This window comes from Rudaea sp. 3F27F6, from assembly GCF_005503555.1.
In the GTDB taxonomy this organism is placed as follows: Bacteria; Pseudomonadota; Gammaproteobacteria; order Xanthomonadales; family Rhodanobacteraceae; genus Rudaea.
The window spans coordinates 1,448,566-1,468,380 of sequence record NZ_SCNG01000001.1 but is presented as its reverse complement, the minus strand read 5'-3'; the positions used below and the strand labels follow the sequence as shown (position 1 = coordinate 1,468,380).

Annotated in this window: 12 protein-coding genes; 7 read left to right on the top strand and 5 right to left on the bottom strand. The window is 64.1% G+C overall.

Features of this window, described 5'->3' with window-relative positions; all coding sequences use genetic code 11:
• Positions 1-5 precede the first annotated feature (5 nt).
• Both FFS30_RS06280 and FFS30_RS06275 read right to left on the bottom strand, forming a co-directional pair.
• Complete coding sequence (locus FFS30_RS06280) at positions 6-2,264, bottom strand: alpha-amylase family glycosyl hydrolase (protein ID WP_137912212.1); 2,259 nt, start codon at positions 2,262-2,264, stop codon at positions 6-8.
• A gap of 147 nt (positions 2,265-2,411) precedes the next feature.
• The gene (locus FFS30_RS06275) at positions 2,412-5,183 is read right to left on the bottom strand and encodes a TonB-dependent receptor (RefSeq protein ID WP_137912211.1); all 2,772 of its coding nucleotides are present in this window, start codon (positions 5,181-5,183) and stop codon (positions 2,412-2,414) included.
• 265 nt (positions 5,184-5,448) lie between these two features.
• Here FFS30_RS06275 and FFS30_RS06270 point away from each other — a divergent pair, with 265 nt between their 5' ends.
• The gene (locus FFS30_RS06270) at positions 5,449-7,917 is read left to right on the top strand and encodes a glycoside hydrolase family 31 protein (protein ID WP_171014447.1); all 2,469 of its coding nucleotides are present in this window, start codon (positions 5,449-5,451) and stop codon (positions 7,915-7,917) included.
• A gap of 959 nt (positions 7,918-8,876) precedes the next feature.
• Here the strand turns inward: FFS30_RS06270 and FFS30_RS06265 are convergent.
• The 3 genes from FFS30_RS06265 to FFS30_RS06255 form a co-directional block, all read right to left on the bottom strand.
• On the bottom strand, positions 8,877-10,343 hold the full coding sequence (locus tag FFS30_RS06265) for an MFS transporter (RefSeq protein ID WP_137912209.1): 1,467 nt from the start codon (positions 10,341-10,343) through the stop codon (positions 8,877-8,879).
• A 165-nt stretch (positions 10,344-10,508) separates the two neighbouring features.
• The gene (locus FFS30_RS06260) at positions 10,509-12,728 is read right to left on the bottom strand and encodes a Six-hairpin glycosidase-like protein (RefSeq protein WP_137912208.1); all 2,220 of its coding nucleotides are present in this window, start codon (positions 12,726-12,728) and stop codon (positions 10,509-10,511) included.
• A gap of 15 nt (positions 12,729-12,743) precedes the next feature.
• Positions 12,744-14,363, bottom strand: coding sequence for an alpha-glucosidase family protein (locus FFS30_RS06255; protein ID WP_137912207.1), 1,620 nt, complete (start codon positions 14,361-14,363; stop codon positions 12,744-12,746).
• A gap of 377 nt (positions 14,364-14,740) precedes the next feature.
• Between FFS30_RS06255 and FFS30_RS06250 the strand changes: the two genes are divergently transcribed.
• From FFS30_RS06250 to FFS30_RS06230, 6 genes are all read left to right on the top strand, one after another.
• Positions 14,741-15,241, top strand: a complete 501-nt coding sequence (locus FFS30_RS06250) for a DUF2244 domain-containing protein (RefSeq protein WP_249352206.1) — start codon at positions 14,741-14,743, stop codon at positions 15,239-15,241.
• A 158-nt stretch (positions 15,242-15,399) separates the two neighbouring features.
• Positions 15,400-16,314 carry a cytochrome c oxidase subunit II gene (coxB, locus tag FFS30_RS06245; protein WP_137912206.1) on the top strand — a complete coding sequence of 305 codons (915 nt, stop codon included), beginning with the start codon at positions 15,400-15,402 and terminating at the stop codon, positions 16,312-16,314.
• Positions 16,315-16,400: 86 nt separating this feature from the next.
• Positions 16,401-18,026 carry a cytochrome c oxidase subunit I gene (ctaD, locus tag FFS30_RS06240; RefSeq protein ID WP_137912205.1) on the top strand — a complete coding sequence of 542 codons (1,626 nt, stop codon included), beginning with the start codon at positions 16,401-16,403 and terminating at the stop codon, positions 18,024-18,026.
• 99 nt (positions 18,027-18,125) lie between these two features.
• Complete coding sequence (locus FFS30_RS24405) at positions 18,126-18,257, top strand: hypothetical protein (RefSeq protein ID WP_283235193.1); 132 nt, start codon at positions 18,126-18,128, stop codon at positions 18,255-18,257.
• Complete coding sequence (locus tag FFS30_RS06235; RefSeq protein WP_137912204.1) at positions 18,254-18,859, top strand: cytochrome c oxidase assembly protein; 606 nt, start codon at positions 18,254-18,256, stop codon at positions 18,857-18,859. The genes FFS30_RS24405 and FFS30_RS06235 overlap by 4 nt, the downstream gene beginning before the upstream one ends.
• Before the next feature lie 10 nt (positions 18,860-18,869).
• Positions 18,870-19,748: a cytochrome c oxidase subunit 3 gene (locus FFS30_RS06230; protein WP_137912203.1), complete on the top strand. Its 879-nt coding sequence runs from the start codon at positions 18,870-18,872 to the stop codon at positions 19,746-19,748.
• Positions 19,749-19,815 lie beyond the last annotated feature (67 nt).

Sequence of the window (19,815 nt, the reverse complement as noted above, 5' to 3'; positions counted from 1 at the left end):
AAGGGTCAGAACGCCGGCGAGTAGGTCGGTGTGTCCACCGTCGCCGTGGAACCCGAAGCCGAGGTGTAGCTGCGATTGCTGCCCGTCTCCCAGGTAACGTTGCCGCTCGCGTCCTTCTTGATGAACTTGAACTGGAAGCTCGTGTTCACCGGGACGCTGACCGGCAGGAACCAGCCCGGGTAGTTCGGGTTGAGCATCGCTTCGGTGCTCTTGTTCGCGTCCCAGCCACCGAGTTCGGCGATGTCGCCGACGACGTAGATGTTCTCACCCGAATTGGTGGTCACATTGGCGTGGAAGATCACCTGATTCTGGTCGCCCGAGAGCGCGTTGTAGGTGAAGCCGTTGCTCGTGCTCGTGCCCTTCGTCACCGTCACGCTGGTCAGGCCGGTCACCCCCGACGGCACCGTCAGCTTGATCTGCGTATCGGAGTTGGAGACGACAGTCGCCGCGGTCGTGCCGAACTTGACGGTGACCGTTCCGCTGAGGCCGCGGCCGAAGATGTACGCGGTGTTTCCGGCCCGGCCCGTGGTCGGCATCATGTCGCCGATGCGCGGCACCGTGGTGCCGAGCGACGGGTTGTAGGACCACACGCAGGTCTGTCCGCCGGCGAGGGTGAAGCTGGAGATCTTGTTCTGCCCGCTCACCGTCGTGACCGTGCCCGAGCCGCAGGAGAGCAGGCCGTTGAGCGAGTCCGCGTAGGTTCCCGTCGGCAATGACGTGTTGATCGCAGGCACCGTGTACGAGACCGACGGCTGCCGGTTGGTCGCGACGATCACCTGCTTGTCGTAGAACTGCCGCTGGAACACGAGCACGTCGTTGTTGCTGTAGAGCACGCTCGTGGTGCCGAACGGAATCGCATCGTTGGCCTGGCGCAGGGCCGAGAGCGCGGTCACGATTTTGAACGCGGTGGTCGTCTCGTTCGCCGTCGTCGTGGTCTGGAAATAACGGCGGCCGCCGGTGTCGCTGGTGTCCACGCCGGTGACGTACTGCTCGGTGCCGTAGTAGATCGCGGGGATGCCGCGCGAGGTCAGCAGGGTCGCGAGTGCCGCGTGATACGGCTTGTCGTTCGGCTGGATGTTGCGGAAGCGGGTGACGTCGTGGTTGTCGAGAAACGGCACCGCCTGGTTGGAGTAACTATAGTCGGTCTGAGTCTGCACGAGCATGTTGCCGAAGTCGGCCATCGTCTCGGAGAAACTGCCGAACGCGTTGGTCGCCGCGCGGAAATATTCGAAGTCCAGATCGTTGACGCCGGTGCGGTTCGGGTAGGTGCGGTATTCGTCGTACTTCGGATCGGGGCGGCCGATAAAGAATTCGCCGAAGTGGGTGACCGGGCCGCCGGCCGAAGAATCGATCGCGTCGCGCAGGCCTTTGACGAAGGCCGGATTCATGTGCAGCGTGGCGTCGTGGCGGAAACCGTCCACGCCCTTGGCTTTCCAGAACAGCGCGGCTTTTTCCAGGTGGGCGACGACGTTGCCGTTCTCCTGGGAGAAGTCGGCGAGCGAGCCGAGATCCTTGTGGCGGTAGCCGAAGCGCGACGAGTCGGTGCCGCGGTCGCCGAGATCGTGGAACCAGCCGTTGGTGTTGTTGTTCGGATCGGCGAGCAGGGTCTCGAAGGCGCTGCCGACGACGATCGGTTCACCCGACGAATCGAACAGATAGTTGCCGTTGGCGTCCTTGTTCGGCTCCCACAACTTGCCGTCCTCGGGAGAGAAGTTCTGCGTCGGGTTCTGCCAGCGGCTGGTGTGATTGGTGACGAAGTCGATGATCAGCTTGATGCCGTTCTGGTGCAGCGTGTTGCACAGCGAATTGAAGTCGGCCATCGAGCCGAAGTGGCGGTTGGTGACGAAGTAGTTGTGCGCGTGGTAGCCGTGGAAGCTGGTCCAGCGGTTGATGCCGCCGCCGCTTTGGTAGTCGTCGATCTCGGTGTCGCGGTTGAAGTAGGGCGCGGAAATCCACACCGCGGTGACGCCCATGTTCTTCAGATAGGAAATATGTTGCGAGAGGCCGGCCCAGTCGCCGCCCTGGTAGAGCTTCAAGTCGCTGCCGGTGCCGTCGAACAGCGAAGGATCGAAGCCGGTCGGCTTGTCGTTGCTGGTGCTGCCGTTGAAGAAGCGGTCGGTCAGCAACTGGTAGATCGTGTCTTTCGAAGTGACCGGGCCGATCGAGGTGCAAGTCTGCGCGTAAAGCGGGGTCGCCGCGAACAGCGCGGCGGCCAGTGCGAGCGGGCGGAGAGCCGTGGGCCCGCGGAGAAATTGAGTTCGCATCGCTATGCTCCAGTATGAAAGTGCGTCGCTTGAGAATCGGTGTCGTGCTTGAGTCGAAACGTGTATGGACGAGGAGACGGCGATGCGCAGCGGCTTCCGTGGTGTCCGGGCGAAACTCCCATTCATCGCCGCCTATTCAAACGAACCTCAGAACTTGTAGCGAAGACCGATCATGTAATCCCGACCGTAGTTCTGATAGTCGCGAATCTGGCGAGGGTCGCCGTTGTTGTAGGTGACGAACGGCGTGTTGGACAGGTTCTGCACCTGAAAGGTCAGGGTCAGCCCGTGCAGCGCCGGGTTGTCCGCTTTCTCGAAGGTGTAACTGACTTGCGCGTCCCACAGGTGCGCGGCTTTCACCTGCACCAGGGTCGGCTGGAAGGCGATGTCCTGCACTTCGCCGAGGAAGTCGCTGCGATAGGTGCCGCTGATGCGCGCGCTGAAACCGTTCTTCTCGTAGAAGAAGGTCTGGTTGTAGATGCGCTTGGACAAACCGGGCACGGTGATCTGCTGGCCCTTGAACGGAATCGAGCCGTCGAGGAAGGTCGCGCTGCCGGTGACGCCGAAGCCCTCGAGCAGCGGATGGATAACGCCGCCGGCGAGGACGAACTGCGCCTCGATGCCGCTGACGTGGCCCGATGCGGTGTTCTGCCACTGCGAGACGTAGCCTTTCCAACTGATCGGCGTCTGTCCGCTCGGCGGCTTCACGCCGGTGAAATCCGTCAGGGTCGGCACGAGCACCTGCCAGTCGGTCAGGTTCTTGTAGAAGGTGCCGATCGAGACGAAGGAGTCGCGGCTGAAATAGGACGCCCAGGCCAGATCGACCTGATCCGACTTCACCGGCTTCAGCGCGGTGTTCGAATACTGGCCGCCGAACACCTTCAGCGTGGTGTCGAAGGTATAGCCCTCGCTCGCGTTCATGCGGTCCATGCGCGAGCGCGACATCGCGCGCGCCGCGGCAAAGCGCACCTGCTGCGTCTCGGTCGGGTGCCAGATCAGGTTCATGCTCGGCAGCACGTTCCAGTAACTCGTTCCGCCCGAGACCGGCGCGCCCAGCGTGCTGCCGTTCGTGTCGATCGTCGCGGCATAGCCGCTCGAGCTCTGGTCGGTATGTACCGCCTGCACGCCGAAATTGCCGTTCAGGCGCGTGTCGCCGAGCGCGGTGTCGAAATTGCTCTGCACGTAGTACGTGGTGACCTTCTCGTCGACGCGCCACGAATTCAGCAGGCGATTCGGATCGGTCAGGCTGCCCGGCGTCTGCTTGTAGTAGCCGCTCTTCCACAGCGCGTAGGAGTCGTAGCTGAGCATCGGGCCCATGCCGATGAAGCCGAGGTCCGTGCTCGGCAGCAGAAACTGCTTCGGCACCGCGCCGACGCCCGGGTAGTCGGGTGAGGTCAGGTAGATGCCGTCGTCGACCTTGGTCTTCTTGCGGTCGGCATAGTTGACGCCGAAGGTGAGGCTCTTCCAAAAAGCGCCGTCGAACTCGCCGAGACCCGAGAGACGAAATGCGCTGAGCTTGTCGTCGACGTGCGGCATGTTGATGAAGCCGTCCTGGCCGTTCGCCGGCACCGAGACGCCGTTGCCCCAGCACTGCGCGCCGCCGAGGTGGATCAGGTTCGGATCGCTGTAGTTCAACGACGGGGTGAATCTTGCGCCGTCGTTGCCCGAGAGCATGTCGACGATGATGTTGTCGCGCGTGCGCGTGTCGAGTCCGCCCGAGCAGTTCGGCCGGCCGACGCCGGAGTAGCTTTCCAGACTGAATGTGTCGCGATTCACCTCGCTGTAAGTGGCGTCGGCGCTGAGCGACCAGTTGCCGTTGAGATAGAGCATCGCGTTGGCGCCGAACGCGCGCAGCTTGGCGTCCTGGCGCTGGAAATCGTTGCGCACCTGCGCCGCGCGGTTCGGCCACAGCGCCTTGGTGACGAAGCCGTTGCTTGCGCTGATGACCGAATAGTCGCCGCCCCAGATCGCGCCCGGGATTTCGATGCCGCGCAGGATCTTCTTGTCCTTGTACTTGATGTACAGCGCGTCGAGGTTGACGTGCAGGTTGTCGGACGGTTTCATCTCGACCACCGCCATGACGGTGTCGCGCTTGAGTTCCGAGGAGCGCACGAACGGCTTGGCGCCGCCGAGCAGAAAATCGCCGGCCGGGTCGGTCGGATAACCCCAGGCCTGCCAGCGCTTCTCCTGGTTGGGCGAGTCGAGTATCGCGGCGGCGACGGCGACGCCGACCTTGCCTTCGGCGAACTTGTCGACGTAGGCGAAATCGCCGCGCCAACCGCGGTCCTTGCCGTCGGCGTTGAGCTTGCCGAAACTGTTTTTCTCCGCGTCGACGCCGAAGTGCAACGTGCGCGGCACTTCGAGCGGCTTCACCGTCATCAGGTCGATGGTGCCGGCGATGCCCTGGGCGACGAGGCTCGCCTCCGAAGTTTTGTACACCTTGACCCCGGACATGATCTCGGCCGGATACAGATCGAACGACACGCCGCGGTTGTCGCCGATGCTGACCTGCTCGCGGCCGTTGAACGTGGTGGCGCTGAAGTCCTCGCCGAAGCCGCGCACGCTGATCGAGTTCTGGCGGCCGTCGAGACGCTGGCCGGCGACGCCGGGCAGGCGGCTGATCGCTTCGGCGATGCTCGAATCGGGCAGCTTGCCGATATCCTCGGCCGAGATCACCTCGACGATGGTCTGCGACTCGCGCTTGGCGTCCATCGCCTTCATCAGGCTCTTCTGGAACGTGCCGGTGACCTGGATCTCGCCGAGTTCGGCCGTGTTGTCGTCCTTCTTCTTCGCCGCATCGGCCGTGTCGGGTGTCGTGGTCGCCTGCTCTGGGGCGGCAACTTCGGCCGCCGGTGCCGCGTGTGCGGCGCCGACGAAAATCGACGCGATCGCGAGCGCGAGCAAATTACGCTTGAGTGTCATTTGTCCTCCCCAGGTGATTGAGTGGTGTCGGCGCCCGTTCTTCGGCCCGCGCCGTCACTCTTTTTTTGATGGAATTCTTGCGAGAAACGGCCGGGTCTCCCAGCCACGCTGTATGCCGTTTCAAACTGAGGCTAGCCTAGTCGTGCGGTTGCGCCCTTACAATTTCTTGCATACGTATTCATTGCGGCGGCGCATTCGTATGCGGAAGATTCGGCGCGGCCGATCGGCCATCATCGGCGCACACAACGATCGGGGAGAGTCGGCAATGACGTGGAAAGCGAAGCGCGCGCTCGTCGCGCTGCTGGCATGGGCGGCAAGTCTTCCGGCGCAGGCCGCCTGGCAGAGCGTCGGCGCGGTGACCGCGGCGACACGCGTCGGCGACCGCGTCGAGTTCGCCACGAGCAGCGGCGCCCACGTCGTCATCGGCTTCGTCGCGCCGGGCGTCGTGCGCGTGCGCATGAGTCCGAACGGAAAATTCGGCCGCGATTTCTCCTATGCGCTCGAAGGCAACGCGCCGCCGTCGGTGAAGCTCGCGTTCGACGACAATGCCGAGCGCAGCGAACTGCGCGCACAGGGCGCCGGTGGTGCGCGCGTGGTGGTGAAGAAAACTCCCGTGCTTTCCGTCGCGGTCTACGATGCGGGCGGCAACCTCGTCGCCGCGGACGATCCGGCGCGGCCAATGGCGTTTGATGCCGAAACCGGCGCGGTCGAAACATCCAAGCAGCGCGGCGTCTACGAGCTTTACTACGGCTTCGGCGAGCAGGCCCTGCCGATTTCGCGCGACGCGCAGTACCTGGTCAACTGGAATACCGATTCGTACCGATACGCGCTCGGCACGAACCCGCTCTACCAGACCATTCCGTTCTTCATCGCGCTGCGCGACGGCAAGAGCTACGGCGTGTTCTTCGACAACACCTGGCGCAGCGTTTTCGACATGGGCAAGACCGACCCGCGCCGCTACACCTTCGGCGCCGACGGCGGCGAGCTGAACTACTACGTGTTCACGGGCGGCGCGGAACGCACTCCGGCGAACGTGTTGCGCGACTACACCGCGCTGACCGGCCGCAGCGCGCTGCCGCCCCTGTGGGCGCTCGGCTATCAGCAGTCGCGCTACTCGTACATGTCGCAAGACAAAGTCGCCGAGATCGCGCACACGTTCCGCGAAAAGAAGATCCCGGCCGACGTGATCCATCTCGACATCGACTATATGGACGGCTACCGCGTCTTCACCTGGAACCCGAAGACCTTCGCCGAACCGAAAAAGATGCTCGCCGACCTGCGCCGCGACGGCTTCCACGCGGTGACGATCGTCGACCCGGGGGTCAAGTTCGATCCTGACTATGCCGTCTACCGCAGCGGGCGCGACGCGGGCATCTATGTGCGCGACGCGGCCGGCAAGGAATTGCACGAGAAAGTCTGGCCCGGCATCTGCGCGTTTCCCGACTTCACCGATGCGAAGGCGCGCGCGTGGTGGGGCGCGCTGTACAAGAAATCGCTCGATGAAGGCGTCGCCGGTTTCTGGAACGACATGAACGAGCCGGCGGTCTTTTCGCCCGACGGTTTCAAGGAACCGCCGATCGCGCAGGGCCCGCAGAAGACCTTCGCTCTCGACGTGAAACACGACGGCGACGGCGATCCGGGCGCGCACGCGCGCTATCACAACGTCTACGGCATGCAGATGGCGCGCGCGAGTTTCGAGGGCTTGGCCAAGCTCGCGCCCGAACGCCGCCCGTTCGTCATCACGCGCGCGGGCTATGCGGGCGTGCAGCGCTACGCCGCGGTGTGGAGCGGCGACAACGACGCGAGCTGGGATCATCTCGCGCTGACCATTCCGCTGCTGACCAACCTGTCGATCTCGGGCGTGCCGTTCGTCGGCGCCGACGTCGGCGGCTTCGCCGCGACGACGACGCCCGAACTCTATGCACGCTGGCTGCAGGCCGCGGCGCTGACGCCGTTCTTCCGCACGCATTCGGCCGCCGATACCGAGCAGCGCGAGCCATGGAGCCACGGCGCCGATTGGGAGCGCATCAACCGTGCCTCGATCGAACTGCGCTACCGCCTGTTGCCGTACATCTACACGCTGTTCGCGCAGAGCGAAGCCGGCGCCGCGCCGCCGCTGCGCCCGCTCTGGTTCGACTATCCGCACGACACCGCCGCCGCGCTCATCGCCGACGAATACCTGGTCGGCGGCGACTTGCTCGTCGCCCCGGTCGTCGAGCAGAACCGGCGCTCGCGCAAGGTATACCTGCCGAAAGGCGACGCCTGGATCGACTGGTGGAGCGGTGCACGCCACGACGGCGGCAAATGGATCGTCGTCGACGCCCCACTCGACGGCCTGCCGCTGCTCGTGCGCGCCGGCGCAAGCGTGCCGACCCAGCCCGTGATCCAGCGCACCGGCGAAATGAAAAACGCGCCGCTGACGATCGCCGTCGCAACCGGCGCCGCCGGAACGAGCGAAATCTATCAAGATGCCGGCGACGGCTACGCCTATCGCAAAGGTGCCTCGCGCACGATCAAGGTCGCCGTTGCCGAAGGCAAGGTGACGCTCGATATTCCGAAGTCGAATGCCTACCAGCGCGTCGGCGCCGTCGAGTTCCTCGGCGTCGAGGCGGCGCCGTCGGCGGTTACGATCGATGGCAAATCGGCGACGGATGCCTCGTACGATCCTGCGATGAAGCGTTTGCGTGTTTCGTTGTCGAGCGAAGGTATTAAGGAAGTCGTGTTTGTTCGATGAAGAGCGAGGTCGTTTTTCTCGGCAATGCGAAATTCATTGCTGACGGGTTTTCTCTCTGCCGTTCGTGGTTACTTTTTTGCTCGTCGTTCCCGCGGAAGCGGGAATCCAGCTCTTCTCTTGCTCGTCATCCCCGCGCGCTTCTGGCGGGGATCCAGTGACTTTGCTTTTTTTGGTCTAAGAGCAGAGCTTCCACTCGCCCTGCGGGCGAGTGGGTCACTTTCTTGTCAGCAGCGACAAGAAAGTAACCAAAGAAACGCCGCCCCAGAACATTGCGCCCTATGGGCATCCTGCCCATAGGGTCCGCGCCAACGGCCGGGTTCCGCTAATTGCACATCCGTGTGCAATAGCGGAATGCGCGCGATCCTCGCGCGCACCCCGGCGGGGCCTGGTCGTCCGCTGCCGCCGCAATGTAATGGGGACCCGGGAGCCGGAGCAGCGCGCTTCGTGCGCGCCAAAGCCACAGCGACCTTCGTGCAGGCTCTTGATCTGTCTTTTGATCTCGGGTCCCCGTCAGCCGCGGCGAGGGCATGACGGATTCGCCCTTCAGGGTCGCGCGCAGGATGCGCGCGAGTTCGCGAATGGACAGGGATGTCCATCGAGCGAACCCCGGCATGGCCTCGCACACCCGTAGCGCGTAGCGCGGAGGGCGCGGCTCCCGGGGCGGCGTTTCTTTGGTTACTTTCTTGTCGCTGGAGACAAGAAAGTGACCCGCTCGTCCGCAGGACGAGTGGAAGCCTTTGCTTTTAGACCAACAAAAAACCAAAGCAAAGTCGCTGGATTCCCGCTAGAAGCACGCGGGAATGACGAGCGAGAGCAGGAGCTGGATGACCAGCCTTGCGGCTATTGAAAGCCCTGCTTCCGCAGGAATGACGAGCGAAAGAAGCAAAGCCGCGCGCGATAAATCGCACCCCTACGAAAACTCTCGGACCAAGAGAGAAAACGAACACGCAAAGCGCGTCCTACGCCGTCTCCCGCACGCGCAGCGTGCAAACCCCCGCCAAGATGAGACTAACCCCACCGATCGCCAACGCCGCCATCGGCGCACCACCGAAAAAAGTCTTGAGCAGAAAACCGAGCACGCTCGCCGCGAGCAACTGCGGAATCACGATGAAGAAATTGAAGATGCCCATGTATACGCCCATCTTCTGCGCCGGCACGCTGTCGGAGAGCAGGGCATAGGGAATCGACAGGATCGACGCCCAGGCGAAGCCGATGCCGACCGTCGAGGCGATCAGCCAGTGCGGGTCGCGAATAAAGAGGAACGACAGCAGGCCGAGGCCGCCGAGCGCGAGGTTGACGAGATGGGTCAGGCGCAGGCCGAGCCGCCGCGTCATCGGTGCGATCAGGATCGCCGCGCCCGCGGCGAAGCCGTTGTAGGCGGCGAACAGCACTCCGACCCAGTTCGCGCCTTCGTTGTACGCGGCGCTGGCGGCGTCCTTTGTCGCGAAGTGAACTTCGGTTACTGCGCTCGTCGTGTAGATCCACATCGCGAACAAGGCGAACCAGGAAAAAAACTGGACAACGGCGAGCTGGCGCATCGTCTGCGGCATTGCGCGCAGATCGCCGACGATGTCGGTGAGGATGTTGTGCGTGCGCATCGCGCCGGCGATGAGTTGCAGCAGGCCGTAGGCCGCGATCATGCCGGCTAGCAGATAAAGCTGCTTGTCGATCTTGAAGTGCCAGACCGCGGCGGCGATCGCGATGCCCACAATCAGCCACAGCAGATCGGCGGTCGTCGCGCGTGACGTATCGCGCGACGCTGCTGCATCGGCTGCGGGCGTATCGGACGAATCGCGCAGCACTTCAGGCGGATACTCGCGCGTCGACAGCACGGTCCACAGGATTGCGCCGAACAACACGACCGCGCCGAGATAGAACGAATATTTGACCGTGTCCGGCACCGCGCCGGCTGCGGCGACGTTGGCGACGCCGAACTGAGCGAGCAGCCAAGGCAGCAGGCTCGCGATGATCGAGCCCGTGCCGATGAAGAAGCTCTGCATCGCATAGCCGCTCGGCCGCTGCGCGGTCGGCAGCTGGTCGCCGACGAAAGCGCGGAACGGCTCCATCGAGATATTGATCGAGGCGTCGAGAATCCACAGCAGGCCGGCCGCGATCCACAGCGCGGACGAGTTCGGCATCGCGATCAACGCGAGCGTCGCGGCGATCGCGCCGACGAGAAAATACGGCCGCCGCCGGCCGAGCCGCGTCCAGGTGCGGTCGGACAGATAGCCGACGATCGGCTGCACGACGAGGCCGGTCAGCGGCGCCGCGATCCACAGTACCGGGATATCGTCCACGCTCGCGCCGAGCGTCTGGAAGATGCGGCTCACGTTCGAGTTCTGCAGGGCGAAGCCGAACTGGATGCCGAGAAATCCGAAACACATGTTCCAGATTTGCCAGAAACTCAGGTTGGGTTTGTTCGTCATCAAGAACTCGCGAAAAAGTATTTCTTCCCTTCTCCCTGCGGGAGAAGGTGGCGCGAAGCGCCGGATGAGGGGAAAGCCTGGCAATGGATGAAGCGATTGAATAGATCGAAACGTGCGTCCCTCATCCGCCCTTCGGGCACCTTCTCCCGGCGGGAGAAGGAAAAGCTACGGCAACGGCACGATGCGCAGCGTGCCGTAGTCCGCGTCGTTGACCGGGCCTTTCTCGCCGCCCTGTTCGCCGGTGTAGAGCCGGTTGCGTGACAAAAAGCTCATGTTGAAGCCTTGTTCAAGGGTGAACGTGCACTTCTTGCCGGCCTTCGCGGTGAACGCGGCCGCGGTCGAGAGATCTTTGGCGACGGTGTGCGGCATCACCAGCGGCGCGCTCTGCTTCGCCTCGCCGCCGCAGTCGATCGCGAGCGTCTTCACTGCGGCGGTGACGCCGGTGTTGATCGGGCCGTGCGGATTTTCGTAGCCGAGGCGCAGCTGGTAGCGGCCATCGCGCGTGGGCGTCCAGGTTCGCGGCCACGCGCCGCCGACGTCGTCGAACTGGCCGAGGCGCACGATCGGGCCGGGCAGCGATTCGAGCTGGCTGGTCGGATCGACGCGCGTCGTCCACAGGCTTTGCAAGGCGCCGGTGTCGGCGATCTCGACGCTCTTGAGCGCCTGGTCGCTGCCGGGCTTCCAGGTCTGCACGGGTTTGCCGTCGAGCCAGAAGCGCACGGGCGCATGGCTGCCGTCGGCGATCTTCGGCGCGGTCGGAATGATCTCGGGCGTGTCGGGCGCGAATTGCACGCTGTTGAACCGCAACGCCATCGGCGTCGCCTCCGCGCTGCGCAGCTGCACGCGTACGTTCTTGCCTTTGCGCTCGGTTTCGCCGGCGACGAGCAGATTATCCTGGTCGAAATGCGCAGGCTTGACCAGGACGATGTCGCGGTCGGCCAGATGCAGACGGATTTCGTTGCGCGTGCCGAACAGCATCGGCACGAGTTCGGCAGGAATCTTTGGTTCGATCTTGTCGCCGTCGACCCCGAACACGCCCTGCACGACCGCGTCGAGCATCGCCGCGATCGACCAGAGCTGGCGCGGAGAGTTGACGACTGGGCCGCTCCATTTGCCGTCTTCGACGTGGACGGCGCCGCTGACGAGTTCGTAGTTCTCGTAGTTGGAGCCCGACAGCGCCGCGCCGCGCAGGATCGAGAGCAGCTCGTGCGCGATGCGTTTGCCGTCGTCGAGCTTGCGCGCCGCGCGCAGCGCATAAGCGGAAACGAACGGCCAGATCGCGCGGTTGTGGTAGATCGCGGCGTCGCGGTGCTCGGGCCAGATCACCGGGCTGCCGGCCGGCCAGGTCGGGTAGTTCGCGAGCGCCTTGCGCGCGCGGTCGGGCGCGGGTATGTCGGCGAGAATCGCGAGCGAGGTGCCGAGCAGGTCGTAGGCTTCGATCGTCTGCGGCCCATCCGCGGGGCCGATATAGCTCATGTAGAGGCCGCGGTCTTCGCGCCAGAAACGGTGGTCGATCGCCGCGCGCAGGGCATCGGCTTCGTTGCGGTATTGCGCTGCGGCTGCGTCGTTGCGCGCCTGCGCCATCGTTGCGGCGAGGCGCAGCGCCTCGTAGTGCAACACGTTGGTCGACAGCGCGAACGACTCGGCGATGAAGCGCACGTTCTTTTCCGTCCAGACCGGATAGGTCTGTTCACGCCAGTCGAGGAACGAGGTTTCACCGCGGTAGAGGCCGAACTGCGCGTCGAAGACATATTGCTTGTCCTGCGCGAGCGTGTCCTTGAGCGCCTTGTACGTCTTGTCGGCGAACGCCTTGTCGTCGAGCAAGCGGCGCGCGCCGAGGAACCAGGCGACGCGGTCGGTCGAAATCGGCCAGCTTCCGCCCGAGCCCGTGTCCTGCACGACGTAAAGTCCCTGCTGCGCAGAGGCTTCGCGCACGTCGGAGAGTTTGAAGTCGAGCGTGCGCCGCGAGCGCGCCGGGTCGAGCCAGGCAAGGCCGAGGTCGATCGAATAGGCCGAATCGCGCGTCCAGACGAAAGGCCACTTCACGCCGGTGACGAAGCAGTCGCACGCAATCGGCTTGCCGTGGTTGTAGGCGCCGTCGGTCAGGGCCTTGGTCTTGGCGCCGTCGGCTTCGACTTGGGCGAGCGCGAACAGCGCATCGACGATCGGGCTCGCGGTTTCGCTGCGCATCGCCTGCATCGGAATCGTCCGCGCCGTGCCGTTCGAGTCGAGGCGATAGCCGGCTTTTTCCACAGCGGCGCCTGCGTGCCGGTTCTCGAAAGCGATGAAGTTCTGCCAAATGACGAATCCGTCGGTGTCGGCGACGGCGGCCGCGGCGGATATCGAGGTCAACAAAGCGGTGGCGGCGACGGCTTTGAGAATCATGTGCGGGTCTTCGGCTTATGCGGAGACGCGAGCATAGATCAGCGCATATGCCGGCAACACCATCCGTCCCGCCTCGATGCGGCCGTTGCGCGGGCCGGGGCAGTCGGTCTGGGTCAAATGCAGTGTTTGCGGCGCGGGCACGCTTATCGGATCGCCGCCGAGATTGAACGCGGCGAGTACGGTTTCGCCATCGTGCGTGCGCGTGAACATCAGCACGGGTTCGTCGGCGTCGAGAAAACGAATATCGCCGAGCACGAGCGCGGCCTGGGTCTTGCGCCAGCGCAGGAAATGCCGGAACGCGTTGAGCGGCGAGTCTGCGTCGGCTTCCTGCCGCGCCACGGCGCGTGCGCGATGCGCCGCCGGCACGGGCAGCCAGGGTTTGCCGGCGCTGAAGCCGGCGTCGTCGCCATCGGTCCACGGCATCGGCGTGCGACAGCCGTCGCGACCTTTGAAGTTCGGCCAGAAGGCGACGCCGTAGGGGTCCTGCAGTGCCTCGAACGGCACGTTCGCTTCGGGCAGGCCGAGTTCTTCGCCCTGATAGAGACAGACCGAGCCGCGCAATGAGCCGAGCAGGGCGGCAAGCAGCTTGACGAAATCGGGCGCCGGCTCGGCGCCGCCCCAGCGGCTCGCTGCGCGTTCGACGTCGTGGTTGGACACGGCCCAGCACGGCCAGCCGTCGACGACCTTGGTCTCGAGCGTTTCGATGGTGCGGCGAATGTAGCCCGCGGAGAAATCGTCGACGAGCAACTCGAAGCTGTAGCCCATGTGCAGGCGGCCGGCGCGCGTGTATTCGGCCGTGGTCGCGAGTGAGTCTTCGGAGGAAATCTCGCCGAGCGTCGCCGTGCCCGGATATTCGTCGGTCAGGCGGCGCACGTCTTCGAGGAAGCCGAGGTTTTCCGGCTGCGTGTTGTTGTACCAGTGGTACTGGAACGCGTAGGGATTGTCCGGCGAAAAGCCGCGGCCGACGCGCTGCTCGACCGGCTTCGGCGGGTTGTCGCGCAGTTGCGCGTCGTGGAAGCAGAAGTTGATCGCGTCGAGGCGGAACGCGTCTACGCCCTTGTCGAGCCAGAAGCGCAGGTTCGCCAGCGTCGCCGCGCGCACGTCGGGGTTGTGGAAGTTCAGATCGGGCTGCGCGGCGAGGAAATTATGCAGGTAATACTGGCCGCGCCGCGGCTCCCAGCGCCAGGCGATGCCGCCGAACAAGCTCATCCAGTTGTTCGGCGGGGTACCGTCGGCGCGCGCATCGGCCCAGACGTACCAGTCGGCCTTCGGATTGGTGCGGTCCTCGCGGCTCTCGCGGAACCAGGCGTGCGCGTTCGAGGTGTGGCTCAATACCTGGTCGATCATGACCTTGAGGCCGAGCGCATGCGCCTTGGCGAGCAGGCGGTCGAAATCGGCCATGCTGCCGAACAGCGGATCGACTTCGCGGTAGTCGGCAATGTCGTAGCCGAAATCGGCCATCGGCGACTTGAAGAACGGCGAGATCCAGATCGCGTCGACGCCGAGGCTCGCCACGTAGTCGAGCTTTTCGATGATGCCGGGCAGGTCGCCGACGCCGTCGCCGCCGGTGTCGAAGAAGCTGCGCGGATAAATTTGATAGATGACGGCGCCGCGCCACCAGGCTGGATCGGACATGAAAAATCGGCTCCCCGTGGCGGTTGCGCGCGGTGCGCGCGTCGCCTTGATTTCTTGGGCGGTGAGCTTAGCGCGCGCTGTGCGCGTGCGAAGAAAGCTGCATACGTATTCGGTGCGCTCGCGGGCATTTCGCCACGCATCGACGTGAAGAATCGGCGCCTTTGGTGCGCTCCGGCGACGCGGCGGCGAGTCGAGGCTCGGCGAGCCGAACATCGCCGCGAGGTGCGCGGAAGCGGTCGCGGGCGAGGCAAAATGTCGCAGGCGATGCGCCGCCGGGGCCGCGGCGTTGTGCGGAAATCCGCGTCGGAACAACATCGTCTCTTGCCCGGTTTCGGCGCGCTCACTATCATTTATGGGCTTTAATGGCTTGGCGCGCGATGAACGAGACGCTGAAAGCGGCTTCGACGCTGCCGGCAAGGCTGATGATCCTGCCGCATCGATCGCTGACGCGCGCGGGTCTTTGGCTGTTCCTCGCCATGCAGAGCATGGCCGCGGGAAGTTTTGCGGGCTTGGCGGCGTGGCGCGGCAACGTGTTCGCACCGTTCTTCGCCGTGCTGGAGTTGGGTGTGGTGGCGTATGCCCTGAGCCGCGTCTGGCGCAAAAGCGCCGCGGGCGAGGTGATTACGCTGAGCGCATCGGCAGTGGAGGTCGCGCGTACGGACGCGAGCGCGGAACCGCCGCGGTTTCACCCGTACTGGGCGCGTCTGGAGCTGAAGCCGGGCCGCAGGTTCGGCTGGCCGAGCCGGCTCGTGCTGCGTTCGCACGGGCGCGAGACCGAGATCGGCCGGTTTTTGAACGAAGCCGAGCGTGCCGCGCTGGCGCGACAGTTGAACGAGCTGCTCGCGCATGCCAGGCGAAGCGGCGAAGAAGTGGATTGAAGAGGGGCCGGGACGGCCTCGTTGCGATTTGGCGGTCACGGACGATCGCGTGAAACGTACTGCGGTCAGGATGGCCGGCGGTGAATTTCCGCGGTCCGGGCAGAACGCAAAAGCGGCCTCTGCGCGAGCGGATGGATATCAAACATCTAGGTGATGGAATGAATCGAGTTGTGGGCAAGTTGGGATTGGGGGCCGTGCTGGCGGCGGGCTGGTCGGTGGCTCTCGCGGCGGCCGAGCGTGCACCGTGGCAGCTCAACATGCACCCGGGCGTGACGCAGACGTCACAGGAAGCCTACGACCTGCACATGCTGACGCTGTGGATCTGCGTCGTCATCGGCGCGATCGTGTTCGGCGCGATGTTCATCGCCATGTTCAAGTTCCGCAAATCCAAAGGCGCGGTCGCGGCGACGTGGTCGCATAACACCAAGGCCGAGATTCTGTGGACGGTGACGCCGATCCTGATCCTGGTCGGCATGGCCTACCCGGCGACCAAGGTGCTGATCAGCGAGGCCTACACCAACGAATCGCAGATGACGGTGAAGATCACCGGCTATCAGTGGAAGTGGGGCTACGACTACGTCAACTGGGGCGACAAGGCCTACCACGTGCGTTTCATCTCCAAGCTTGACGGCGTGAGCGACCGCACGCGCCAGCTGCACTCCGGCCTCAACCCGGCCGACGTGAAGAACGCGCAGGGCGAGAACACCTACCTGCTCGACGTCGACAAGCCGCTCGTGCTGCCGACCAACACCAAGGTGCGTTTCGTCATCACCGGCGACGACGTCATCCACTCCTGGTGGGTGCCGGCGCTCGGCTGGAAGTCCGACGCGATCCCCGGAATCATCAACGACACGTGGACCAACATCCGCGAGCCGGGCATCTACCGCGGCCAGTGCGCCGAGCTGTGCGGCCAGGACCACGGCTTTATGCCGATCGTGGTCAAGGCCGTGCCGCCCGAAGAGTTCAAGGCTTGGCTCGACCAGCAGGAAGCGGCGCAAAACCCGCCTGCCGCTGCGGCCGCCGCTGCGCCGGTCGCGCAACAGAATCCCCCCGCTGCGCCGTCGCACGGCTAAGTGGCGCTCAATTGAAAAGTGCGGTCAGGACGACCGCTTTGTGATTCTCGCGATCAGGGATGATCGCAAAAATAAGGGTTCCAATCATGGCCAACACCGCCGCGCACGCAGACGACCACGCCCACGACGACCACGATCACAAGCCGGAAGGCTTTCTTGATCGCTGGCTGTTCACGACCAACCACAAGGACATCGGTACGCTGTACCTGATCTTCGCGTTCACGATGGCGGTGATCGGCGCGGCGATGTCGGTGGTGATCCGCACCGAGCTGATGTCGCCCGGCCTGCAGCACGTGCAGCCGTACTTCTTCAATCAGATGACCACGCTGCACGCGCTGGTGATGATCTTCGGCGCGGTCATGCCGGCCTTCGTCGGCCTCGCCAACTGGATGATTCCGCTGCAGATCGGCGCGCCCGACATGGCCCTGCCGCGCATGAACAACTGGTCGTTCTGGATCATGCCGTTCGCCTTCCTCATGCTGCTCGGCACGCTGTTCATGCCCGGCGGCGGCCCGGCCGGCGGCTGGACCATGTACCCGCCGCTCGCCCTGCAGGGCGGCGCCTCGGTCGCCTTCATGGTGTTCGCGGTGCACATGATGGGTATCTCTTCGATTATGGGCGCGATCAATATCATCGCGACGATCCTCAACATGCGTGCGCCGGGCGTCGACCTGCTCAAGATGCCGCTGTTCACCTGGACCTGGCTGATCACGGCGTTCCTGCTGATCGCGGTCATGCCGGTGCTCGCGGGCGCGGTGACGATGCTGCTGACCGACAAGTTCTTCGGCACGAGCTTCTTCAACGCCGCCGGCGGCGGCGACCCGGTGATGTTCCAGCACATCTTCTGGTTCTTCGGTCACCCCGAGGTCTACATCATGATTCTGCCGGCGTTCGGCATCGTGTCGGAAATCATCCCGACCTTCAGCCGCAAGCCGCTGTTCGGCTATCAGGCGATGGTGTACGCCGTGGCCTCGATCGCGTTCCTGTCGTTCATCGTCTGGGCGCACCACATGTTCACCGTCGGCATGCCGCTCGGCGGCGAGCTGTTCTTCATGTACTCGACGATGCTGATCGCGATCCCGACCGGCGTGAAGGTGTTCAACTGGGTCTCGACGATGTGGAAGGGCTCGATGACCTTCGAGACGCCGATGCTCTGGGCGATCGGCTTCGTCATCCTGTTCACCATCGGCGGTTTCTCCGGCCTCATGCTCGCGATCGTGCCGGCCGACTTCCAGTACCACGACACTTACTTCGTCGTCGCCCACTTCCACTACGTGCTCGTGACCGGTGCGATCTTCTCGATCATCGCCGCGATCTACTACTGGTGGCCGAAGTGGACCGGCCGCATGGTCAACGAGACCTGGGGCAAGTTCCATTTCTGGTGGACGATGGTGTTCGTCAACCTGACCTTCTTCCCGCAGCACTTCCTCGGCCTCGCCGGCATGCCGCGCCGTATTCCGGACTACAACGTCGCCTTCGCCGATTGGAACTTCATTTCCTCGATCGGTGCGTTCGGCATGTTCCTGACGCCGTTCATGATGATCGCGATCTTCGCCGTGTCGAAGAAGTCGGGCGTCAAGGCGACGCAGCGTCCGTGGGAAGGCGCGCACGGCCTCGAGTGGGAAGTGCCTTCGCCGGCGCCGCACCACACCTTCACGACGCCGCCGGTGATCAAGCCGGGCATGCTCGCGCACGGTGACGTGAGTCATTGATTTTTGCGACCGTCCTTGATCGCGAGAATCAAGAAGCGGCCGTCCGTGGCCGCACTTTTCAACAAAATCCGCAAATTTTGAAAGTTTTGAGTTGGATCAATGCAGCACGCCCCCGCTAACGACATCGACCGCCGCCGCGCTGCCGCGCGGCGTACGGCATGGATCGTCGCGGGCGTGGCGTTCACGATCTTCGTGCTGTTCTTCGTGCAGACCGTGAGCACGCATCGATGAGCAATACGAACGAGAGTCAGAGCGAAAGCCAAAAGAAGAACTGGCGGGTGATCAAGATCGGCTTGATCGTCTGCGTCGCTTCGTTCCTGTTCGGCTTCCGCGTGATGCCGCCGATCTACCGCATCGCCTGCGAGCACATCTTCGGCATCAAGTTCGAGAACAAGGTCGCCGACGGCGCCAAGGTCGCGGGCTTCGCGCCGGACATGGAGCGCACGGTCGAAGTGCAGTTCGTCGGCAACGTCAACAGCGCGCTGAGCTGGAAGTTCGCGCCTGAGGTGTTCAGCGTCAAGGTGCATCCCGGCGTGCTGACCGAAGCCTGGTTCGACGCGAGCAATCTCGCGCCCGAGGCGATCGTCGGCAATGCCGTGCCGAGCATCGCGCCGAACCGCGCTTCGCTCTACTTCAACAAGACCGAGTGCTTCTGCTTCACCGAGCAGATGCTCAAGGCGGGCGAGTCGCGGCGCATGCCGGTGCGTTTCGTCGTCGATCCGAAGCTGCCCGCCGACATCAAGCAGCTGACCCTGTCGTATACTTTTTACAACAACGAGCTAGCGACCAAGCGCCTCGCCGCGCAGGAAGCGAGCACGCAACCCAAGAGTTAAGGAAACGGCCATGTCCGACACGACCCACGCAAACCCCGACGTCTACTACGTCCCGCACGGCACGAAGTGGCCGATCGTCGGCTCGTTCGGCCTGCTGTTCACGCTCGGCGGCGCGGCGCTCTGGCTCAACGAGCATCCGGCCGGCGAAGTGTCGATGCTGCTCGGCATCGCGATCATCCTGTTCATGGTGTTCGGCTGGTTCGGCACCGTGATCCGCGAATCGGTCGCCGGCGCCTACAACAAGCAGGTCGACACCTCGTTCCGCATGGGCATGATGTGGTTCATCTTCTCCGAGGTGATGTTCTTCGCCGCCTTCTTCGGCGCGCTGTTCTACGCGCGTGCGCTGTCGGTGCCGTGGATCGGCGGCGAGGGCGACGGTGCGCTGACCAACTTCTTCCTCTGGAAGGGCTACGCCCCGGCATGGCCGACCAACGGCCCCGGCAGCATCGGCGGTGCGTTCGAGACGATTCCGGCGTGGGGCGTGCCGCTGCTCAACACCCTGATCCTGCTGACCTCGGGCGTGACGATCACGATCGCTCACCATGCGCTGCGCGCGGGCAAGCGCACCCAGCTCATGATCTTCCTCGGCCTGACGATTCTGCTCGGCTGTACCTTCCTGTACTTCCAGGCACACGAGTACATGGAAGCCTACGGGCAGCTCAACCTCACGCTCGGCAGCGGAGTCTACGGCTCGACCTTCTTCATGCTGACCGGCTTCCACGGCCTGCACGTCACCCTCGGCACGGTCATGCTGATCGTGATCTGGCTGCGCTGCGCCAAGGGCCACTTCGACCGCGACCACCACTTCGGCTTCGAAGCCGTCGCCTGGTACTGGCACTTCGTCGACGTGGTCTGGCTCGGGCTGTTCCTGTTCGTCTACGTGCTGTAAAGGCCGGGATTCGAGATTGGAGATTCGAGATTCGGAAGAGCCGGTGGCGCTTCCGAATCCACGTTGC